This window comes from Flavisolibacter ginsenosidimutans, assembly GCF_007970805.1.
Taxonomy (GTDB): domain Bacteria; phylum Bacteroidota; class Bacteroidia; order Chitinophagales; family Chitinophagaceae; genus Flavisolibacter; species Flavisolibacter ginsenosidimutans.
This window is the reverse complement of sequence record NZ_CP042433.1, coordinates 4,393,660-4,410,381: the sequence shown is the minus strand read 5'-3', so window position 1 is coordinate 4,410,381 and position 16,722 is coordinate 4,393,660. Positions and strand designations below refer to the sequence as shown.

16 protein-coding genes are annotated in these 16,722 nt (G+C 46.4%); 6 read left to right on the top strand and 10 right to left on the bottom strand.

Annotation, left to right across the window (positions count from 1 at the left end; translation table 11 throughout):
- Positions 1-72: 72 nt before the first annotated feature.
- The gene (locus tag FSB75_RS18815; RefSeq protein WP_146790633.1) at positions 73-774 is read left to right on the top strand and encodes a Holliday junction resolvase-like protein; all 702 of its coding nucleotides are present in this window, start codon (positions 73-75) and stop codon (positions 772-774) included.
- A 234-nt stretch (positions 775-1,008) separates the two neighbouring features.
- Positions 1,009-1,266 (top strand): hypothetical protein, encoded by a 258-nt coding sequence (locus FSB75_RS18810; RefSeq protein ID WP_146790631.1) that lies wholly within the window; start codon positions 1,009-1,011, stop codon positions 1,264-1,266.
- A 99-nt stretch (positions 1,267-1,365) separates the two neighbouring features.
- Here the strand turns inward: FSB75_RS18810 and FSB75_RS18805 are convergent, their stop codons facing one another.
- The 3 genes from FSB75_RS18805 to FSB75_RS18795 form a co-directional block, all read right to left on the bottom strand.
- Positions 1,366-2,649 carry a M20/M25/M40 family metallo-hydrolase gene (locus FSB75_RS18805; RefSeq protein WP_227990659.1) on the bottom strand — a complete coding sequence of 428 codons (1,284 nt, stop codon included), beginning with the start codon at positions 2,647-2,649 and terminating at the stop codon, positions 1,366-1,368.
- 53 nt (positions 2,650-2,702) lie between these two features.
- Complete coding sequence (locus FSB75_RS18800) at positions 2,703-3,437, bottom strand: LytR/AlgR family response regulator transcription factor (protein ID WP_146790629.1); 735 nt, start codon at positions 3,435-3,437, stop codon at positions 2,703-2,705.
- A 179-nt stretch (positions 3,438-3,616) separates the two neighbouring features.
- A complete protein-coding gene (locus tag FSB75_RS18795) occupies positions 3,617-4,666 on the bottom strand; it encodes a sensor histidine kinase (protein WP_227990657.1) in 1,050 nt (349 codons plus the stop codon).
- Between the two features lie 169 nt (positions 4,667-4,835).
- Between FSB75_RS18795 and FSB75_RS18790 the strand changes: the two genes are divergently transcribed.
- Together FSB75_RS18790 and dxs are read left to right on the top strand one after the other, a co-directional pair.
- Entirely contained in the window at positions 4,836-6,392 is a 1,557-nt protein-coding gene (locus FSB75_RS18790) for a lamin tail domain-containing protein (RefSeq protein ID WP_146790627.1), read from the top strand.
- Between the two features lie 56 nt (positions 6,393-6,448).
- Positions 6,449-8,377: a 1-deoxy-D-xylulose-5-phosphate synthase gene (gene dxs, locus FSB75_RS18785; protein WP_146790625.1), complete on the top strand. Its 1,929-nt coding sequence runs from the start codon at positions 6,449-6,451 to the stop codon at positions 8,375-8,377.
- A gap of 149 nt (positions 8,378-8,526) precedes the next feature.
- Here dxs and FSB75_RS18780 read toward each other — a convergent pair whose 3' ends face one another.
- The 4 genes from FSB75_RS18780 to FSB75_RS18765 all read right to left on the bottom strand — a co-directional run bounded on the left by FSB75_RS18780 (position 8,527) and on the right by FSB75_RS18765 (position 11,564).
- The gene (locus FSB75_RS18780) at positions 8,527-9,309 is read right to left on the bottom strand and encodes a segregation and condensation protein A (RefSeq protein ID WP_146790623.1); all 783 of its coding nucleotides are present in this window, start codon (positions 9,307-9,309) and stop codon (positions 8,527-8,529) included.
- Between the two features lie 72 nt (positions 9,310-9,381).
- Entirely contained in the window at positions 9,382-10,320 is a 939-nt protein-coding gene (locus FSB75_RS18775; protein WP_146790621.1) for a DUF3078 domain-containing protein, read from the bottom strand.
- Positions 10,321-10,386: 66 nt separating this feature from the next.
- Positions 10,387-10,767 (bottom strand): large conductance mechanosensitive channel protein MscL, encoded by a 381-nt coding sequence (gene mscL / locus FSB75_RS18770; protein ID WP_146790619.1) that lies wholly within the window; start codon positions 10,765-10,767, stop codon positions 10,387-10,389.
- 53 nt (positions 10,768-10,820) lie between these two features.
- Positions 10,821-11,564, bottom strand: a complete 744-nt coding sequence (locus FSB75_RS18765; RefSeq protein WP_146790617.1) for a PPK2 family polyphosphate kinase — start codon at positions 11,562-11,564, stop codon at positions 10,821-10,823.
- 48 nt (positions 11,565-11,612) lie between these two features.
- Here FSB75_RS18765 and FSB75_RS18760 point away from each other — a divergent pair, with 48 nt between their 5' ends.
- Positions 11,613-12,476, top strand: a complete 864-nt coding sequence (locus FSB75_RS18760) for a DMT family transporter (protein ID WP_146790615.1) — start codon at positions 11,613-11,615, stop codon at positions 12,474-12,476.
- Between the two features lie 109 nt (positions 12,477-12,585).
- On the opposite strand, the gene frr is transcribed toward FSB75_RS18760, so the two are convergent.
- Positions 12,586-13,152: a ribosome recycling factor gene (frr, locus tag FSB75_RS18755; RefSeq protein WP_146790613.1), complete on the bottom strand. Its 567-nt coding sequence runs from the start codon at positions 13,150-13,152 to the stop codon at positions 12,586-12,588.
- Positions 13,153-13,293: 141 nt separating this feature from the next.
- Positions 13,294-14,436, bottom strand: a complete 1,143-nt coding sequence (locus tag FSB75_RS18750; RefSeq protein ID WP_227990655.1) for an MraY family glycosyltransferase — start codon at positions 14,434-14,436, stop codon at positions 13,294-13,296.
- Between the two features lie 232 nt (positions 14,437-14,668).
- On the opposite strand from FSB75_RS18750, the gene FSB75_RS18745 reads away from it, so the two are divergent.
- Entirely contained in the window at positions 14,669-15,505 is an 837-nt protein-coding gene (locus FSB75_RS18745) for a transketolase (RefSeq protein WP_146790609.1), read from the top strand.
- A gap of 94 nt (positions 15,506-15,599) precedes the next feature.
- Here the strand turns inward: FSB75_RS18745 and lpxD are convergent, their stop codons facing one another.
- Positions 15,600-16,667 (bottom strand): UDP-3-O-(3-hydroxymyristoyl)glucosamine N-acyltransferase, encoded by a 1,068-nt coding sequence (gene lpxD, locus FSB75_RS18740; protein WP_146790607.1) that lies wholly within the window; start codon positions 16,665-16,667, stop codon positions 15,600-15,602.
- Positions 16,668-16,722: the final 55 nt, after the last annotated feature.

Sequence of the window (16,722 nt, the reverse complement as noted above, 5' to 3'; positions counted from 1 at the left end):
TATTATGCATTCGTATATTAGAGCTATACCATTAAACTAACAGACGTTCTATTAAATCCTATCATTACTAATATGCCAATTCTTGAAATAACATTGAATGAAGGGCAAATACTGATTTTTGGAATTTTAGTTGTACTAACCTCCATTTACTTTTATAATAAAACTTCCAATTATAAAACAAGACTTCAAAACGAATTAAGGCTAAAACAAGCGGAACAAACTGCTGCATTCCAAAAACAAGAGGCAGAATTAAAATTCAAGTATCAGGATTGGGCAATACAGGAATTAGAAAAGTTTAAACAGACGGAAATTGATTCGATAAAAACCAATTTAGAACAAGTGTCTTTACAAGCAGCTGCGAATGTATTACAACAGTGGAAAATGAATGAAGAAGCGAAAATTAGACAAGACGCTATTTCAAGAAGCTACGCAGTAAACCTTGGTAAAATATCAGAGCATTTAGTTCCATTTCACGGCAAATTTCCATTTAATCCAAATGATGCAAGATTCATAGGCAGCCCTGTAGACCTTCTAATTTTTGATGGGGCATCTGAAAATAGAGAGGATATAAACATCTATTTTGCTGAAATTAAAACCGGAAAATCAAGATTAACTGAACTCCAACGTAGAATCCAATCAGCTGTAAAAGATGGGAGAACCTACTGGATACAAATAAATCCGGATAATGACACATTTATCCAGGATAACTTCAAAACAAGTCGAGACAAGATTGAAGAAATTTTAAAAAAGATTCGGACAAATGCAAATAAGTAGAGAGTACTTAACGTTTTTTGCCGTTGCTGGTGTCAAGCATAAACAACGCATTAAGCTCACCAACAACTGTAGCAAGAACCCCATTCTTTTCATGTAACGTAACCGCTCCTAATTTCTGTAGTTGGTGCAGACACAAAACCAAGCGCAAGACCAGTAAGGTCACAAACAGCACTTAACATTTTTATCCGCAACCAAAAAAAAGAAATTCGTAATATCAACCATCAAAATCATTTTATGAAACTGCGATTGCTTGGTTTATTTCTCTTGTTCGCTTCACTGTCTTCTTGCACAAAAACAAGTACGTTTTGCTGGAAATGCACCACCACGCAAACCATGTATTACCGCAACGGTACGCAAACCACTTACGGGTCAAGCGTAAACGAAGCTTGTGGTTTAACAAATGCCGATGCCAGCAATTACGAAAGACTGGGCTCCCAGGAAGTAAGGACAAGCGACGGTACCCTTGTCACCGTCAGAAAATGTACACGGTAACTCGATTAAAAAAACCGCAAGCTTTTGATAAGCTTGCGGTCGTATAATATCCAAGCAGCACAGCGCAACGTTTGAACACGAACTTTTATCAACCCTCTCTTAACGCTGCAAACTTTCGGGCTTTACTCTCGTTGGCGTATCGGCACCACTCACAATCGTTCTGCTGCTTTCTGCAATTGCTTTGACAATGTTCGTCATGTTCTCCAAATCAAGCGTACTCACTTCATCGCTTGGCTTGTGGTAGTTTGGTTCGCTGTCCATTTTAGAAGTGGAGATTGTATGCGCCGGCACGCCAAGCCTTGCCAGCGTGGCATTATCGGAGCGATAAAAAAGTTGCTGGTCAGGATAAGGGTCGGGATGAAATTGAAAGGCCGTCCCCTGAAGATTTTTCTGCAGAATCTCGCCCATGTTGGTTTTCTCAAAGCCAGTGATGTAAGCGCTGTTTGTTCCCCATTTGCTTTCTGTGCCAATCATTTCAATGTTGAACATCGCCACCACATCCGACGGGTTCATTTGCTGCGAAAAATACTGCGAACCAAAGCCGCCGATTTCTTCGGCTGTAAAGGCAGCAAACACCAAGCTGCGTTCGTTGTCACCCAACTTTTTAAAATGTTTTGCCAGCATGATCACTGCAGTCGTTCCCGCGGCATCATCGTTCGCGCCGTTGTAAACGCTGTCGCCAGCCACAGGACGGCCTACGCCCAAATGATCGTAATGCGATGAGAAAACAACCTCTTCATTCTTCTTCGATTTGCCCGGTAAAATGCCCACAACGTTGGCAAAATGCGTTTCTTCAAAATCCTGGGAAGCTTTCACCGTAAAGGTTTTAGGCAAATCCGTCGCCAGCAAAAAAACTTTGCTGTACGGCGTTTGAAACATCGATCGCTTAAAAGCACTCAATCGCGAAAAGTCGGGTGCGTAGGACGGATCAACCAATACAATCAAATTTTTCTTTTCTGCGTTCAACGCCCTGGCTTGCACAGCCATGTTGCCTCCGGCTTTGATGGTGCGCACTTCATAACCCGAGGCCTCGTTGACTTCTATCTCAGGTTGCGTAGTGATAACGAAAATATTTTTCGCATCAACGTCGCCGCCTTCGGCTTTGTATTTTAATTCTTTCAGTTTTGGTCGCACCATTACAAAGGGTTGGAGAAAACTGTTGCCCTGCAAGGGTTGCAAGCCGGCTTTTTTAAATTCAATCGCAATAAAAGCGGCGACCCTGGCAATGTCCGGCGAACCGGCCTTGCGTCCGCGCATGTCGTCCGAAGCCAAAACATTTTCAATGCGGGTAGCTTCACTTACCGTAATGTCGTCGTTCTTCGATTGCGCATGAACAACCACGGTCGCTGTTAACAACAACAGCAACAAAATCTTTTTCATCATAAATTTTTACAGGTGTTTTAATCTTGTGTCGCTTTCATCAGCTAATCAGCTAATTAAAGACTCATCATTTCTTTAAACTTCACCGTTTGCCGGCGGCTGACTTCAATCTTTTCGCCGCCTTTTAATTCCAGCAACAAGCCGCCGTTAAAGTAGGATTCTACTTTGTCAATCAGGTGCAGGTTGACAATGTGTTTGCGGTTGGCGCGAAAGAAAATTTTTGGATCGAGGCGTTCTTCCAAAGCGTTAAGCGATTTTAAAATCAGCGGCTTGTTGGTGCCGAAGAAAACCTTGGCGTAGTTGCCCACGCTTTCAAACAGCCTCACTTCCGAGAGTTTTACAAACCAGCAACGTTCGCCGTCTTTTACAAACACCTGGTCGTGTTCGCCCAATAAGCCGGAAGGAGCAAAACCGGAACTTGCCGGTTGCGCCGTTTTTCCGTTTTGCAGCTTTTTAATTTTTTCAACCGCGTCGGCCAGCCGTTTTGGTTCAATGGGTTTGAGAAGATAATCAAGTGCGTTTACTTCAAAAGCCTTTAGCGCATAATCGTCGTAAGCCGTGGTAAAGACAACCGTTGGCGCATGATCCAGTTCCTGCAACATTTCAAAGCCGGTACGGCCGGGCATTTGAATGTCAAGGAAGATTAAATCGGGATTGTGGCTTTCTATTTTTTGCACGCCTTCTTCGGCATTAGAGGCTTCGTCCACCACTTCTACTTCGGGAAAGTCTTGCAGCAGTTTGCGAAGTTCGGCGCGGGCCAGGCGTTCGTCGTCAATGATAATGGCTCTCATGTGTGTTGGGTTATTTGTAAGTGCTAATTTAAGAATTCAGGAGACAGAAGACGGACGTCAGCGTTTAGAATTCCGGATTCGGTTTTTAATTCATTCGACACCGACCACGTCATAGCGTGGCCTAGGAACGCTCAAGCCCTTCGCTATTCATCATTCCTTGTTCTGCTGTTCAATATTCTTCACCGCAGCGGCATCAGCACCTTCGCTTCCACAAGGCCGTTGTCCAATTGCTTTATTTCAAAGCTGGCTTTTTCACCGTACAAAAGATTCAGCCGGTCTTTGGTGCTGGCAATGCCAAAGCCGCTGCTCTTTTGATAACCGTTCAAGTGCCCGGTGTTTTGCACCACCAGTTCGTGCTGATTTTGCTTGATGTCGGAAACGATTTTTATGATGCCGCCTTTCATTTGCTTGCTCACACCGTGCTTGATGGCATTTTCCACCAGGGTTTGCAACATCATGGGCGGCACAGGATTGTTCAAGGTTCTTTCATCTACATCAAAGGCAATTTTCAGGCGGTCTTCAAAACGCATGCTTTCCAGGGCCAGGTAATCTTTTACAATTTTCAGTTCCTGCTCCAGCGAAACGGTTTCGGCTTTTTCGGTACTGAGGCTGCTGCGTAAAATGCTGCTTAGTTGCGTAATGGCCGTGCGGGCCCGCTCGGGGTTTTCGTCAATGAGTGCCCGAATGCCGTTGAGCGAATTAAAAATAAAATGCGGATTGATGTGTGCCTTGATGGTGTTCAGTTCCAGTTCGCGAACCAGCGCTTCCAATTTCACAGTATCTACTTCCAGCTTGTGGGTTTTGATGATGAAGTGGTACATGAAATAAATGGCGTTCCACATCAGCAACAGCGGAATAAAGGAAATGAAATTGGTGATGAAAAGAGAAAGGTAAGAGACCGGCTGGCCTTCGGCATTGGTACGCAACTCATACAACTGCTCAAAGGGCGAAACCACGCAGGTGATAAAAAAAGAAAAAACAATCGTGAGTAAAATAAGAGTGAGAATCTGCTGACGCAGATCTTTTAAGAGCAGCGAAGAACGGTGAATGACCTCGCGCATGAAATGCGAAAAAACGATGCCCACTTCAATAAAAAAAAGAATGCGTTGCAGGCTGTTGGGCTCAAAACGCTGAAAGAGCCAGGTAAAAAAAACGTTGATCAAGGCAAACAAGCCCCACCCGCCAAATTGAAACACCCAATACCTTGACAACCGAAGCGACTTCATCATACAAAGCTACGAAAGCCTTGCCGTTAAAGGCCTTGCGTAAATATACCAGTGGCGCAGAGATTTTACAAACGGGGCACTGCGGCGCAAAGCGTTTGCGTTCCGCCGGAAGCCTGCGGCATTGTGATTTCTCAATATTTCGCTCTATCTTGGCCGTTTAAATCCGATCCCGATGAAAGCGCTCCACTGCAAAAGCAGATTGCTTTTTTCCATCATCTGCCTGCTCTTTTTTCGAGCCGCGTTTGGGCAAACTACCGGCAGGGTCGTGATTAACGAATACATGCCCTGGACTTCGAACGGCTGCGGCACAACGGCTGAATTTATTGAACTTCTCAACATGGGTCCCGGTCCGGTTAACTTGGGCGGTTATATTTTAACCACAGGAAAATACGCCGTTACCATTCCGCCAAATACCCTTTTGCAACCCGGTAAATTTTTCGTGCTGTCCGGCGAGGATTTTATTCCAAATGATTGCGGCAACATTGACAGCATTGCTACCGGCGTACACGCTAACCTTAACTGGAACACCTGCGGCTGTACCAACGTAGCCATTCCCACAACCGGCGACGGCATGATGACGGACGGCGGCGCTTCCAACACACCGTTGGTTTTATTCGATCCATCGCTAAACCTCGTTGACGCAGTGGTAAGAAGTCTACCGGCAGAAACATCAACTTCCATCACCACATCCACCGTTGGCGGCACATGCACAGCAAAAACCTTTGATCTCGGAAGCATGTCCATTAACTACGAGCAACTGGGCATGTCAGCAGGCCGGGGAAACAGTTTTGCCCGCACCGTTGACGGCGATTGCCAATGGGTAAAAGATCCGCAGCAAAGCGCCAACGCAACCAACAACCGTCCCGGCGACGCAGCTTCCATCACTTATACGTTTTCACTCATAGACGCATTTGCCTGCGGTGCATCGGGCGGCCGCGTGAGCATTTACGTCAACGCAAACAACTACGCCTCCATCTTTCCCATGCAATGCCTTCTTGCTTACGATGCAGACAACAACGGTGTTTTTGATTTTAATGATGTTTATACAAAGGCTGTTGATAGCACGGCGCCAACAGTAGATATCAACGGATTGGCGGCGGGTCGTTACCGCATTACTGTTTCCACGGCCAACAATTGTTCCGTTAAATCCTTTGATTTCACCATCGTTTCCTGTTTAGCACCGTTGCCGGTGCAACTGAATTATTTTACCTACGTCGGGCAACAAAACGGACATCACTTGCTGCAATGGAAAGTAAGCGGCATCGAGGCACTTCAAAAAACCGTTGTGCAAAAAGCAAAGAACAATGAAACCTTTAGTGATGATGAAACAGTACAGGAAACGGCCGGCGCAAATGGTTCGAAAGCTTACACGGCGCAGGTTGAGGGCAACTACCGCTTTTTCCGTCTCAAGATGTTTTCAAGAAGCGGGAAAGAGTTTTATTCCCCGGTGATTAGCGCCGGCATTGTGGCAAGTGCGTTTAAAATTTGGCCCAACCCTTCCACCGATGTTCTGCACCTGCGGTTGAACACTTCAGAAGCAGGCAAAATTGCGTACGTTGTTTACAACGTTTCTGGCAAGCCGGTTCAGAAAGGCGAAACCGCGTTGGCCAAAGGTGAAACGGTCTTCTCTCTACCGGTATCAACGCTTCTTCCGGGCATGTACCAGTTGCAAATCAACGGGCAATTTACAGGCAACCAACCTATTTGCTTTCGGTTTGTTAAGCATTAAGGCAATTCTTCTACTTGAAGGGAAAGAAACTAATTTTACGGCCTTAAAAACTTCTCATGCAAATACCCGCGGGCACGTTGCTGCAAGCTATCAATTCACCCGATGACCTGAAGAAGGTGCCGAAGGAAAATCTTCACCAGGTTTGTGATGAACTGCGCCAGTACATCATTGACGTGGTGAGTGTGCACGGCGGGCATTTTGCTGCATCGCTGGGCGTGGTGGAACTTTCAGTAGCCCTGCATTACGTTTACAACACGCCGTATGATCAGTTGGTTTGGGACGTGGGTCATCAGGCTTACGGTCACAAGATTCTTACCGGCCGCCGCGACAGCTTCAACACCAACCGTAAATACGGGGGCTTAAGCGGCTTTCCCAAACGCAGCGAAAGCGAGTACGATGCCTTTGGTGTGGGCCACTCTTCTACTTCCATTTCCGCAGCTTTGGGCATGGCTATGGCGGCCAAATACAAAGGTGAAGACCGCAAGTCTGTAGCCATTATTGGCGACGGGAGCATGACGGCGGGCATGGCCTTCGAAGCCATGAACCATGCCGGTGTAGCCGACACGGACATGCTCATTATTTTGAACGACAACTGCATGAGCATTGACCCCAACGTGGGTGCGCTGAAAGAATATTTAACCGACATCACCACGTCGCAAACCTATAACCGCTTTCGCGACGACGTTTGGAAACTGATGGGGAAATTGCCCGTTGGCAAACGCTTCACCCGCGACATGGCTTCAAAACTCGAAGCCGGCATCAAAGGCATGGTAACAAAGCGCAGCAATTTGTTTGAAGCCTTGAACCTCCGTTATTTTGGTCCGATTGATGGCCACAACATCACCAAGTTGGTGGATACGCTCAGCGATCTTCGAAACATTCCCGGGCCAAAGCTTTTGCACATCGTTACCGTAAAAGGCAAGGGCTATGCGTTGGCGGAAAAAGATCAAACCAAATGGCATGCACCGGGCTTGTTTGACAAAATCACCGGCGAGATTTACAAAAAGAAATTCGACCTGCCGCAGCCACCGAAGTACCAGGATGTTTTCGGCCATACGATTTTAGAACTGGCCGAGAAGAACGAGAAAATCATGGGCATTACACCGGCCATGCCGTCGGGTTCGTCGCTCAACATCATGATGAAGGCCATGCCGCACCGTGCCATTGACGTGGGCATTGCCGAACAACACGCAGTAACCCTGAGTGCAGGTATGGCAACGCAAGGATTGAAAGTCTTCTGCAATATTTATTCATCATTCATGCAGCGGGCCTTCGACCAGGTTGTGCACGACGTGGCCATTCAAAAATTACCCGTTATTTTTTGTTTGGATCGTGCAGGACTTGTTGGCGAAGACGGACCGACGCACCACGGTGCTTATGACATTGCTTACTTCCGGCCCATTCCCAACATGATCATCTCTTCGCCCATGAACGAACAGGAATTGCGTAACCTGATGTACACCGCTCAACTCGAAAGCACAACGTTTCCGATTGTGATTCGATATCCTCGCGGTGAAGGCGTAATGCCCGAATGGCGCAAGCCAATGGAAGAAATGCAAATTGGCAAGGGCCGCAAACTGCGCGACGGAAAAGACGTGGCTATTTTATCGTTTGGCCACCCGGGAAATTTTGCCGCAGCAGCTATCAGGGATTTACGTGCCTACAACCTTCAACCCGCACACTACGACATGCGCTTTGCAAAACCTTTGGATGAAGAACTTTTGCACGAAGCCTTGAACAGGTACGGTAAAATTATTACGGTGGAAGACGGCACTGTTCTCGGTGGTTTTGGCAGTGCGGTAGCGGAATTCATGGCTTTGAACGGCTACAAAAACGATTTGAAAATTTTGGGCATTCCGGATAGAATTGTTGAACACGGAACGCTGAAAGAATTGCACCGCGAATGCGGCTACGATGCGCAAGCCATTGCTGATGCGGTACGGGAAATGATGAAAGAGGTGAAGGTGAAAGTGCCTGCTCTTTAACTTTTTCTGCAGAACGTTGTAAAAGCCGCTTTCGAAGCGGGTTTGTTTTTATTGGTTGCCAATACCTTTAATAGACGGCTTGATTAATTCTTTACTGCTAATGTTACCGTTCAACTCTAAAAGCATCAGGCACTGTCCGCTGTTTGCGTTTACAACAGCCGCATGTGTTCTTCATCCGTCAGTCCTTCTTCTGCTTCGTTGTACTCCACAATAAAATTGTTTCTTCCGTCGCCGATCACAATGCGCAAAAACTTTCCCTGTACCAATTCCAGCATCGAAAGAAACATAAAGATGGCGTGAACACGGTTTTCCACCCGTTCAAAAATCTTTTCAAAGGAAAGCGTACGCTGGCTTTGTGCCATTGAAATCATTTCGGTTTTGCTGACTTCTATGGAATAATTGTAGCGCACCACGGTATGCGTGGGCTTGTTCATCTTGTCATGGTAGCGTTGCATCACCCGCTCAAAAGCCTTCATCAGTTTGAACAATGTAATGGTTTGTACTTCGGTGCCTTCGCTTGCTTCTTCCCCAATGTGCGATAGTTCCCGTTGAATGTTGCCGCGTTTTACCAGCAGCATTCGTTCGGCTTCCAGCGCAGCCATTTCGGCGGCAGCTTCCTTGTATTTCTTATACTCCAGAATTTTGTCGATGAGTTCCTGGCGCGGATCAATCTCGTTGCCTTGTGCGTCTACTTCCTTGCGCGGCAAAAGCATCTTGGCCTTGATGCGCATGAGCGTTGAAATGAAAAGAATAAACTCGCTGCTCAACTCAATGTTCAGGGTTTCCTGTTGGTGAATGAAGGCTAAAAAATCTTTGATGATTTTGGTAATGGGAATGTTGTAAATGTCCAGTTCATCTCGTTCAATAAAAAACAGCAAAAGATCGAAAGGACCTTCAAACTGCGGAAGTTTTATCTGGTAAGTTGCACTCACAGGTTATTTTTTTAAGAAAAGAAAAAGTCCCGTCGTTCGCCAACGGGACTTCACAAAAATAGGTTTTTGCTTTTAAAACCTGACGCCGGCGCCCACGCCCAGCAAGGACTTCATCTGTGTGGCCGGACTGGTTTTGTTTGGGCCGAACATCTTTACGTTATCGTCGTAATACAAATCAAAATTGTAGTTCACCGTGAGCCAGTTGTTCACTTTCATGCCGATGGTGTTCGTCCAATAAACATCGAGCAGGAAGGGTTCATTTTCGATGATGTCGTTGCTTACGTCAAGGCGGGTTTTCCAAGTCACGTTTTTCACAATCTCCTTATTGAACAGGCCCGAAAAATATAAACCCGTTTCGATGCGCACCTCGCGTTGGGGATTCACGCCGTACAACGAAGCCAGCGCTCTTTCCGTTGTGCCATCGGGCTTAATCCCACCTTGATAGTTCAGGCTGTAAGGCGAGTTGGTAACAACCACCCAACGAACATCGGGACCAAGGTGTAAACTCAAGGCATTGTTGGCTGTTAAATATTGAATGCCCGGACTGAATGTAATGTATGCCGGTGCAAAGAAACCCGAGATGCGCTTGCGCGGCGTTTGCGAATAATCGTAGCCGTTCACCAATTGTGTGCGCAGCGTGGTCAGCGCACCAACGGCCCAACGCGGACTGTTCAACGCGTGACTGTATTTGGAATACAAATCAAACTTGTCGTCAATTTTGCGCACGCCGTTTGAAGATGTATTAATCAAGGCATAAGCCACGTCAAGATTGTTGGTCCATTTGTTCTTGCCCCATTCTTTATTGGCCCACAGTTGCAGGTTGCCGTAAGCCGTAAGCGAAAACTTTTCTTCGCCGGCCGGCGCCCAGTTACGCGTACCGCTTTGCCCGCCCAAGAGTGTAATCATTCCGCCGGTTTTAAAGGCAGTTGGTGAACCAGTTTTTTTTGTGGATTGAGCAGCGGCGGCGAGTGCAAACAAAGCGGCGGCAAACACGAAGAATAAGCGTCTCATTTCAGCCTGAATTGGTTTACGAATTCAAATGCGGTGTAGCCAAAGATAAGGGAGGTTTAGAGGAGATTATTTCTTCAGCGAGTCTCTGATTTCCATCAGCAATCTTTCTTGCAGCGTGTATTCCGGCGGAGCTGGAGCCACGGGCTCTTCTTTTTTGCGTTTTAAGCTGTTCATGCCCTTAATGAGAAGAAACAACACAAAAGCGATGATCACAAAACTGATGACGGCGGAAAGAAACTTTCCGTACTTAACCGCTCCCCACGATAGATCCTCAATGTTTTTTAGTCCGGCCTTTTCAAGAATTGGCGCCAGAATTAACGGTGTAATGACATCGGCTACCAGTGAAGTAACGATGGCGCCAAATGCGGCACCGATAATAACAGCAATGGCTAAATCAACCACATTACCTTTTAATGCAAACTCTTTAAATTCTTTAAGCATGCCCATAAAATTGGTTTTAGTGTGAAGAGATGATGATACTTTGAAATTAAGCAATTCATTTATTCCTTACGCAAGAGTGGATAACTCATCTTTAATTCTTCCAAGGCCGTCAAAAGCGTTTTGGCAATGAGGTATTCCTTGTACCAGTTTTGATCCGCAGGCACGATGGTCCATTCGGGGTCGTTGCAATGCGCAAAAACGTCTTCATACATCTGCATGTATTTGTCCCAAAGTTTTGCTTCGTCAAAATCTTTTGCGTTGTATTTCCACATTTTCTCCGGATTCTCGGTGCGTTCCTTCAAACGTTCCTGTTGTTCTTCCGGCGATACGTGCAGGTAAAATTTCAGCAGCGTGGTTTGGTTGTGTTCCTGCAATAACTTCTCGAAATGATTGATGGCTTTAAAACGTTTCTGCGCCGTCTCATCATCGCACCAGCCATGCACGCGGGTAACGAGTACGTCTTCGTAATGACTGCGGTTAAAGACCTGTATCATGCCTTTGGCCGGTGCGTGTTGGTGAATGCGCCACAAGAAATCATGGTTCAGTTCTTCGGTTGTAGGTGCTTTAAAAGATTTCACCTGAATGCCCTGCGGGTTCAAGCCGCCAAAAACGTTTTTAATGGCGCCGTCCTTACCGCTGCCGTCCATTCCTTGTATCACGACAAGTACAGCGTGACGACCTTCGGCAAACAGGAGGTTTTGCAGGTCATCCAGTTTCTTTTTTATTTTCCCGGTTTCCTCCTTTGCCTGTTCCTTGTCAAATTCCTTCGGGCTTTTTGTAGAAACATCTTTTAGTAATACCATAAAAAATAGATTACGGCAAATTACAAAGCTTCTGCACTTTTGCAAGCAATGAAAAACGGGAAAGCGTTAAGCTGGATGCTCTTTGTTTTGTTGGCGCTCATTTGGGGAAGTTCGTTTGTGCTGATGAAAAAAAGTGCCGAACAGTTGTCGGGATGGCAAATTGGTGCCGTTCGTATTTTGTCGGCAAGCCTTATTTTTTTGCCCGCTGCCGTTTTTCACGTGCGCCAATTGCCGCGAACAAAAATTCCGCTTGTGCTCTTAACCGGCTTCTTTGGCAATTTGGCCCCTGCTTTTTTGTTTGGCATTGCCATTCAGCGCAACGGCGAAGAAAGTTCGCTGGCCGGTATTTTAAATTCGCTCACACCGCTTTTCGTGATTGTGATAGGCATTTTATTTTTTCGTGCAAACGTTCAGCGAAAAAAGCTTGCCGGCGTGCTTGTGGGGTTTATTGGTCTTTTTATTTTAAGCGCCAGCAAAGGTCCGCTCACGCTTAACGGCATCGGCTTTACCCTTTTGATTTTGTTGGCCACGGTTTTTTACGGCCTCAACGTAAACATCGTGGGCACGTATTTAAAAGGCCTTAATCCCGTGAAGATGTCTACCGTGTCCATCGGTTTTCTTTGCCTTCCTACGACTTTGATTTTGTGGCTTAATCCTGTTTCGCTACACACGCCCGGGATGCGCACCAGCATCGCTGCCGCCGTTACCTTGGGCATCATGGGCAGCGCTGTGGCCACGGTTCTTTTTTATACGTTGATAAAAAAAGCCGGTGGTTTGTTTGCCTCGTTGGTAACCTACGCTGTGCCAGTGGTGGCCATTGGCTGGGGATTGCTTTACCACGAAGCCATTGGCCTTGTGCAAATTGGTTGTTTAGGAATTATTTTAAGCGGGGTGTGGCTGGCAAATGAATGAGCAATGAATAATCAATGAAGAGTATCGTGTTATGCGATGAAGCTTTGCACAGTTAAAAGGTATTCCAACAGTAACGGACCCTTCATTACTCATTCTCCACCATTCATCGTCACACTGCCATAATTTCTTTCTCCTTTGAAGCAAGGTGTTTATCGGTGATGGTGATGTAGCGATTGGTAAGGTCTTGCACCTCGGCTTCCGCATCTTTGGCGGCATCTTCGCTCAAACCATTCTTCTGTGCCTTTTTTATGCTTTCAATGGCATCACGGCGAATGTTGCGAACGGCAACTTTTGACTGTTCGCCTTCCCCCAGGCAACGCTTCACCAGTTCTTTGCGGCGCTCCTCGGTTAACGGCGGCAAAAACAAGCGAATGATGTTGCCGTCGTTCTGCGGATTGATACCGATGTTTGAATTAATGATGGCCCGTTCAATGGGGTGCAGCATGTTTTTTTCCCAAGGCTGAATGCTCAGGGTTCGGGCATCCATCACGGTAATGTTTCCCACTTGGTTAATGGGCATGGGCGAACCGTAATAATCCACCATAATGCCGTCGAGCATTTGCGGATTCGCTTTGCCCGCCCTGATTTTTACCAGTTCTGTTTCCAGGTGGCCAATGGCCTTCTTCATGGCATCCTCGGCTGACTGAATGATTGACGACACGTCTTCTGCTGACATTGTTTCAAATTTTGGTAGCGCAAATCTAAGAAAGAAGCGAAACGAAAGGTCTTCCTCCGCCGTTTGAATACAGTAAAAAAGAAAAACTGCCCGAAGAGGACAGTTTTATCGCTACAATTTTATTGTGTCGTGCGGTTGTACTTATTGTTCAGCCATGGCTACGCCTTCGTTCTTCATAGCCACCACTTTTGTAGAACCGTTGGAATGGTCTTCTTTTTTTTGAAAAGCCGAACTTGCGATTGTCAACAGAGGACGGCGGCGCCACCATTTTAAAAAGCCAATTAAAACAAAAGACGTGGCAAACATGGAGGAAAGCAGAAGCGTAGAACCGATTGTGCGGCTAAAATACGCCAGCACAATAAAAGCCGCGTTCATTACCAAACAAACGTGCGTCACCTGGCTGTGGTTAAGGCCTCTGTCAAGTAACAGGTGATGAATGTGATTGCGGTCGGCGGAAAAAGGGGACCGGCCTTTGGCGATGCGCACACTGAATACCCGCAGCGTATCAAGCAAAGGAACAAGCAAGATGGAAAAGCCAATGGCTACCGATGATGTAATTGGGAAGGCTCCATTTGTGCCGTCGGCAACGGCAATAAATTTGATAACGAGGATTGCGTTTACAAGGCCCAGCAAGAGCGAACCCGAGTCGCCCATAAAAATTTTTGCCGGGTGATAATTGAACACAAGAAAAGCACACAAGGCACCGGTAAGCGCAAAGGAAAGGCTGGCATAAGCGGCAAAAGCGGGCCCTGCCATCATAAAGTAAGTGCCAAAAACAGCCGTTGTTAAAATACCAAGACTTCCCGCCAAACCGTCCACACCGTCAATCAGGTTAAAAGCGTTTACAATAACGATGATGGTTATGTAAGTAAGTGGGTAACTGATGGTGGAGTCAAGTTTTTCGATCCCAAGAAAGCCGTGCATGCTGTCAATGTGAATGCCGCCCAAGTGAATAACGATGGCAGCCGCGGCAAGTTGGCCCAAAAACTTTTTAGACGCCGACAACACCAGAATATCGTCTTTGATGCCCAGGAAAAAAGTAAGCAAAGCTGCGGCAAGAAAATACTGGAACTCGGGATTGTCGTGGAGGGAGATTTTAAGCAGAGCCGAGAGAAAAAAACCGATAAAGATGCCCACGCCACCCAACGATGCGATAGCCTTTGTGTGCAATTTGCGCGAATCAGGAACATCAAACAGTCCCTTTTCATCGGCTACGCGTATAACCGCCGGAACGGCAAGAATGGTGATGATAAAAGAAAGGGCAGTGGTTAGCAGGAGATTCATAATGTGCCAGGGTTTTGGAATGTGTAAATTAATTTCATTCGTTTCAGTCTTTCACGCAGATATCAGTTTTCACTTGTGGCTTTTACAATGAATCTTGTTTTACACAGTATGCTATGCCGACAAATGTAATATATAAGAAGGAAACTTTTTCTAAGAAAAAGGCTGCATTTTTGCAACTCCCTGTTTTCTAAGAACGAATTTCTTTAAAGAGGTTTATTAACTGTAAAATTTTATGCCAAGTCTTACCGAGATTGCATCTCAAGTCAGAAGAGATATCGTACGCATGGTTCACGGTGCGGCCAGCGGTCACCCGGGTGGCTCGTTGGGTTGCGCGGATTTACTCACAGCGCTTTATTTTAAAGTGATGCATCACACACCGCAGCCATTTGATATGGATGCTAAAAACCAAGACGTGTTCATTCTCTCTAACGGCCACATCTCTCCCGTTTTTTATTCCGTGCTTGCCCGCAGCGGTTATTTTGATAAGTCCGAGTTAGGAACCTTTCGCAAAATCAATTCACGTTTGCAAGGCCATCCCACTACACACGAAGGACTGCCCGGCGTACGTATAGCCACCGGTTCACTCGGGCAAGGAATGAGTGCGGCAATCGGTGTAGCCCTTGCCAAAAAATTAAACAATGACCAAAGCGTTGTTTATACGCTGCACGGCGATGGAGAATTGCAGGAAGGACAAAATTGGGAGGCCATCATGTTTGCGCCCAATCACAACGTGGACAACCTGATTTCGACCATTGACTGGAACGGACAACAAATTGATGGCCCAACGTACAAAGTGAATAACCTTGGAGACATCCGTCAGAAGTTTGATGCCTTTGGGTGGCATACAATGGAGATGAACGGCAATGACATGGAAGAAGTGGTGCACATGCTGGAAGAAGCGAAATCCTTGGTGGGGAAGGGAAAACCCATTGCCATTATCATGCACACCATTATGGGGAAAGGCGTAGACTTCATGGAAAACGACCACAACTGGCACGGCGTGGCGCCAAACGATGAACAACTGGCAAAAGCCCTGGCACAATTGCCGGAGACATTGGGCGATTATTAAGCAAGAACCTTTTGGACCGAACGGATTGCATAAAAAAATGTCTCTGAATTCAGAGACATTTTTTTATGCAGGAGAAGAAAATTGACGAGGTGAGTTACTTGCTGCTTGTCACTTGCTCTAAACGCTCTGCCATTAGTTGCTTCACGATGCTTTCCAACTCCTGAATTCTTTTTTCCAGTTGCGGAAGGTTGCGGAAAACAGCCTGGCTGCGTAAAGCACTCGTATAATCGCCGGCCGGTGAACCCGTTACCGCTCCATACGGATCTTTAATAGACTTACTCACGCCGCTTTGTGCGTTAATTTTAGCGCCATCGGCAATTTGAATGTGGCCTACCAACCCGGCTTGTCCACCAATCATCACATTGTTGCCAATTTTTGTAGAGCCGCTTACACCGGCCTGAGCGGCAATAACGGTACTGTTGCCGACTTCTACATTGTGGGCAATTTGTATAAGGTTGTCCAATTTAGCACCGGCTTTAATGCAGGTAGAACCCATGGTGGCGCGGTCAATGGTGGTGTTGGCGCCAATCTCTACATGGTCTTCGATCACCACGTTTCCGATTTGCGGCACTTTTTTAAACGAACCATCGGCTTGAGGAGCAAAGCCAAAGCCATCCGAACCAATTACCGTTCCGGCATGAATGATCACCTGATTGTTCAACTCACAATCGTGATAAATTTTTACGCCGGGATGAATGATGCAGTCCCGGCCAATGCTCACGTTATCGCCGATAAACGAGTTGGGAAATATTTTGGTGCCGCTTTCTATTTTTACGTTATCACCAATATAACAAAAAGCACCGATATAAACATCGTCGGCTAATTTGGCAGAAGAAGAAATAAAACAAGGCTGTTGTATGCCTTTTAGTTGCTGTGTTGCCATTTCCTGGTATTTGCCCAATAATTGAGCAAAGGCCGAATAAGCATCTTGCACCCGGATAAGGGTGGGCTTTACAGGCTGCCGCAGTTCGTAGCCCTCGTTTACAATGGCAATGGAAGCGTTGGTGGTGTAGAGGTAATCTTCGTATTTAGGATTGGCAAAAAAAGTTAGTTGCCCCAGCTGCGCCTCTTCAATTTTGCCAAAGGAAGAAACCATCGCGTCAGCATTCCCCTCAATTTTACCGTTCAACAATACCGAGATCTGGGCGGCCGTAAATTGCATAAGCTATCAGATAAAAATTTCCTGTAAACACAGGGCCATTAAACAAATGTGCGAA

Coding starts and splice junctions, on each gene's coding strand:
- FSB75_RS18750 (WP_227990655.1), bottom strand. CDS start 14,436: ATGAATCTCCTGCTAACCACTGCCCTTTCTTTTATCATCACCATTCTT.
- FSB75_RS18810 (WP_146790631.1), top strand. CDS start 1,009: ATGAAACTGCGATTGCTTGGTTTATTTCTCTTGTTCGCTTCACTGTCT.
- FSB75_RS18790 (WP_146790627.1), top strand. CDS start 4,836: ATGAAAGCGCTCCACTGCAAAAGCAGATTGCTTTTTTCCATCATCTGC.
- frr (WP_146790613.1), bottom strand. CDS start 13,152: ATGTCAGCAGAAGACGTGTCGTCAATCATTCAGTCAGCCGAGGATGCC.
- FSB75_RS18795 (WP_227990657.1), bottom strand. CDS start 4,666: ATGATGAAGTCGCTTCGGTTGTCAAGGTATTGGGTGTTTCAATTTGGC.
- lpxD (WP_146790607.1), bottom strand. CDS start 16,667: ATGCAATTTACGGCCGCCCAGATCTCGGTATTGTTGAACGGTAAAATT.
- FSB75_RS18805 (WP_227990659.1), bottom strand. CDS start 2,649: ATGATGAAAAAGATTTTGTTGCTGTTGTTGTTAACAGCGACCGTGGTT.
- FSB75_RS18765 (WP_146790617.1), bottom strand. CDS start 11,564: ATGGTATTACTAAAAGATGTTTCTACAAAAAGCCCGAAGGAATTTGAC.
- FSB75_RS18745 (WP_146790609.1), top strand. CDS start 14,669: ATGCCAAGTCTTACCGAGATTGCATCTCAAGTCAGAAGAGATATCGTA.
- FSB75_RS18760 (WP_146790615.1), top strand. CDS start 11,613: ATGAAAAACGGGAAAGCGTTAAGCTGGATGCTCTTTGTTTTGTTGGCG.
- FSB75_RS18815 (WP_146790633.1), top strand. CDS start 73: ATGCCAATTCTTGAAATAACATTGAATGAAGGGCAAATACTGATTTTT.
- FSB75_RS18775 (WP_146790621.1), bottom strand. CDS start 10,320: ATGAGACGCTTATTCTTCGTGTTTGCCGCCGCTTTGTTTGCACTCGCC.
- FSB75_RS18800 (WP_146790629.1), bottom strand. CDS start 3,437: ATGAGAGCCATTATCATTGACGACGAACGCCTGGCCCGCGCCGAACTT.
- mscL (WP_146790619.1), bottom strand. CDS start 10,767: ATGGGCATGCTTAAAGAATTTAAAGAGTTTGCATTAAAAGGTAATGTG.
- dxs (WP_146790625.1), top strand. CDS start 6,449: ATGCAAATACCCGCGGGCACGTTGCTGCAAGCTATCAATTCACCCGAT.